We start from the raw sequence: 3,543 nt of genomic DNA, 5'->3' as shown, positions 1-3,543 counted from the left end.
TATGCCGCGCGCCTGACGCCGTGGATGTCCGAACGCGAACTCGGCCGGGCCTCGGCGCTGCACCTGGAGCGCCAGGGCGTGCTGTTCGAACAGGGCCGCAGCTTCGAGTTCCTGCTGACCGAGAGCGATGCCTGGATCATCTTCACGTCGGGTTCCACCGGCAAGCCGAAGGGTGTGGCGGTGACTCACCGCAACGCGGCGGCCTTCGTCGATGCCGAGGCCGGTCTCTTCCTGCGCCGCGCGCCGATCGGCACCTCGGATCGGGTCCTGGCCGGTCTGTCGGTGGCCTTTGACGCCTCCTGTGAGGAGATGTGGCTGGCCTGGGGCAACGGGGCGTGCCTGGTCCCGGCGCCGCGGGCGTTGGTGCGTAGCGGTGTGGATTTGGGTCCGTGGCTGGTGGAGAACGGCATCACGGTGGTGTCCACGGTGCCGACTCTGGCCTCGTTGTGGCCGGTGGAGGCGTTGGCTGACGTCAGGCTGCTGATCTTCGGGGGCGAGGCGTGTCCGCCGGAGTTGGCTGAGCGGCTGGCGGTGCCGGGCCGTGAGGTGTGGAACACGTACGGCCCGACTGAGGCGACGGTGGTGGCCAGTGCCGCGCAGTTGACCGGTGTGGGGCCGGTGCGGATCGGGTTGCCGTTGGACGGCTGGGAGTTGGTGGTCGTCGACGATGCCGAGGAGCCGGTGCCGATGGGCGGCTCGGGGCAGTTGGTGATCGGTGGCGTGGGTCTGGCGCGGTATCTGGACCCGTTGAAGGACGCCGAGAAGTACGCGCCGTTGAAGTCGATGGAGTGGGATCGGGCGTATCGCAGCGGTGACCTGGTGCGTGCTGATCCGGAGGGTCTGGTGTTCCTGGGCCGGGCCGATGAGCAGGTGAAGTTGGGCGGGCGCCGGATTGAGCTTGGTGAGGTGGACGCGGCTTTGCAGGCGTTGCCCGGCGTGGCCGGTGCTGCCGCGGCGGTGAAGAAGACGGCCGGCGGTGCGGAGATCCTGGTCGGTTACGTGGTTCCGTCCGAGCCCGGCTTCGACCCGTCGGCGGCCCGTGCCTTGCTGGCTGAGCAGTTGCCGGCGGCGTTGGTTCCGCGTATCGCCGTGCTCGATGATCTGCCGGTCCGCACGTCGGGCAAGGTGGATCGTAATGCTCTGCCGTGGCCGTTGCCGGGGGTGGAGGAGCCGGTCGAGGCGGCGGAGTTGACGGTCGCCGAGGACTGGTTGGCTGAGCGGTGGGCGACGTTGCTCGGTGAGCGTCCGGTGCGTCCGGAGGTGGACTTCTTCGATTCCGGTGGTAGTTCGCTGGGCGCGGCCCGTTTCGTGTCGATTCTGCGGTCGCGGTATCCGACGGTCACTGTGCGCGATGTGTATGACAATCCGACTCTCGGTGAGTTGGCGGCGCGTCTGCTGGCGATGGCGCCGGAGGAGGTCGGTCAGGTCGCGGAGTCGGTTCCGGATGTGGTGCCGGTCAGCCGGGGTGCGCAGGCGATCCAGATCGCCGCGATGCTCCCGTTGGCGACCCTCGGCGCGATGCGTTGGCTGACTTTGCTGGCGTCGCTGGGCAATGTGGTCGATGTGCCGTGGGCGCCGCAGGTCTCGTGGTGGTGGGTGGCGGCGGGCTTCGTGCTCTTCGTCTCCCCGCCCGGCCGGATCGCGATCGCCGCGACTGGTGTGCGCCTGCTCGTGCGCGGCGTGCGCCCGGGTGATTATCCGCGTGGCGGGTCAGTGCATCTGCGTTTGTGGGCGGCGGAGCAGTTGGCGTGGCGTATCGGGGTGCTGACGACGGTGACCGGTCCGTGGAACACGTTGTATGCGCGGGCGTTGGGTGCGCGGCTGGGGCCGGATGTGGATTTGCATTCGCCGCCGCCGGTGACGGGCATGCTGCGGATGGACCAGGGGTCGTCGGTGGAGCCGGAGGTGGATTTGACCGGTTTCTGGGTGGACGGCGGCCGGGTGCGGGTGGGGGAGTTGCGGATCGGCGCGGGGGCGTCGGTGGGTGCGCGGTCGATGTTGTTGCCGGGTGCGCGGATCGGTGAGCGGGCTCGGATCGCGCCGGGTTCGTCGGTGGGCGGGGTGGTTCCGGCGGGTCAGGAGTGGGCGGGGTCGCCGGCGGTGCGTTTGCGTAAGGCTGAGCGGCCGCCGGGTGAGGCGCGCCGGTCGCGGGTGTGGACGTGGGTGTATGGCACGACCGCTGTCGGTTTGGCCTTGTTCCCGCTGATCGCCGCGATTCCGGCGCTGTTGATCTTGGCGGGGTTCGTGCATGCGACGGACACGGTGTGGCAGGGCTTCGGCTGGGCGCTGGTGGGTTTGGTTCCGGCGACGCCGGTGTTCGTGGTGTGTTACGCGCTGCTGACGTTGGCGTGTGTCCGGGCGTTGAGTGTGGGCATGGTCGCCGGCGACCATCCGCTGCACAGCCGCCGGGCCTGGCAGACCTGGGCCACGTTGCAGTTGATGGCGATGGCGCGGGTGTGGCTGTATCCGCTGTATGCGAGCATCCTGACGCCGTCGTGGCTGCGGGTGCTGGGGATGCGGGTCGGGCGTGGCGTGGAGATGTCGACGGTGTTGGCGGTCCCGGCGATGACGACGGTGAACGACGGCGCGTTCCTGGCCGACGACACGATGGTGGCGCCGTATGAGATGGCCGGCGGCTGGCTGCGGGTGGGGCATGCGCGGATCGGCAAGCGGGTGTTCGTGGGCAACTCCGGGATGGTGGCGCCGGGCCGCAAGCTGCCGAAGGAGAGCCTGGTCGGGGTGTTGTCGGCGGCTCCGCACAAGGCCAAGCGCGGCAAGTCGTATCTGGGGATGCCGCCGGAGCGGCTGCGTCGTCCGGGGCAGGAGGTCGACGACTCGTTGACCTACAACCCGCCGCGGCGGCTGGTGGCGGCGCGGGCGGTGATCGAGCTGTGCCGGCTGGTGCCGATGATGGTGACGGCCGCTTTGGCGTTGTTGACGGTGACGGTGCTGGCGCAGGCGGCGCGGGATTGGAACGTGGCCGCGGCGGTGCTGCTGGGCGGGGTGGCGTTCTTGGCGGCCGGGGCGGTGGCCGGGTTGGTGGCCGTGGTCGCGAAGTGGGCTTTGGTCGGCCGGATCCGGGTATCGGAACAGCCGTTGTGGAGTTCTTTCGTCTGGCGCAACGAGTTGGCGGACAACTTCGTGGAGTTGGTGGCGGCGCCGTGGTTCGCCGAGACGTGGTTGGGCACCGCGCCGCTGAACTTGTGGCATCGGGCGATGGGTTCCCGGGTGGGTCGCGGGGTGTGGTGTGAGACGTACTGGTTGCCGGAGGCTGATTTGATCGTGTTGGAGGACGCCGCGACGGTGAATCGCGGGTGTGTGGTGCAGACGCACCTGTTCCATGACCGGGTGATGAGTATGGATGTGGTGCGGTTGGAGGCCGGGGCGACGTTGGGCCCGCAGGGTGTGATCTTGCCGGCGGCGCAGATCGGGGCGCAGGCGACGGTGGGGCCGGCGTCGTTGGTGATGCGCGGGGAGTCGGTGCCGGCGCATACCCGGTGGCAGGGCAATCCGATCGCGCCGTGGCCGGAGCAGGCGTGAGCG

General features: G+C 69.6%; 1 protein-coding gene. It reads left to right on the top strand.

Annotated elements, in window-relative coordinates; all coding sequences use genetic code 11:
• Positions 1–12: 12 nt before the first annotated feature.
• The gene (locus IZR01_RS48630) at positions 13–3,540 is read left to right on the top strand and encodes a Pls/PosA family non-ribosomal peptide synthetase (RefSeq protein WP_369125528.1); all 3,528 of its coding nucleotides are present in this window, start codon (positions 13–15) and stop codon (positions 3,538–3,540) included.
• The last annotated feature ends 3 nt before the right edge of the window (positions 3,541–3,543 follow it).

The sequence above is a fragment of the Catenulispora pinisilvae genome, from assembly GCF_015356865.1.
Taxonomy (GTDB): Bacteria; Actinomycetota; Actinomycetes; order Streptomycetales; family Catenulisporaceae; genus Catenulispora; species Catenulispora pinisilvae.
Note: the sequence above shows the minus strand (reverse complement) of the source record. Positions and strands in the feature narration are given on the sequence as shown.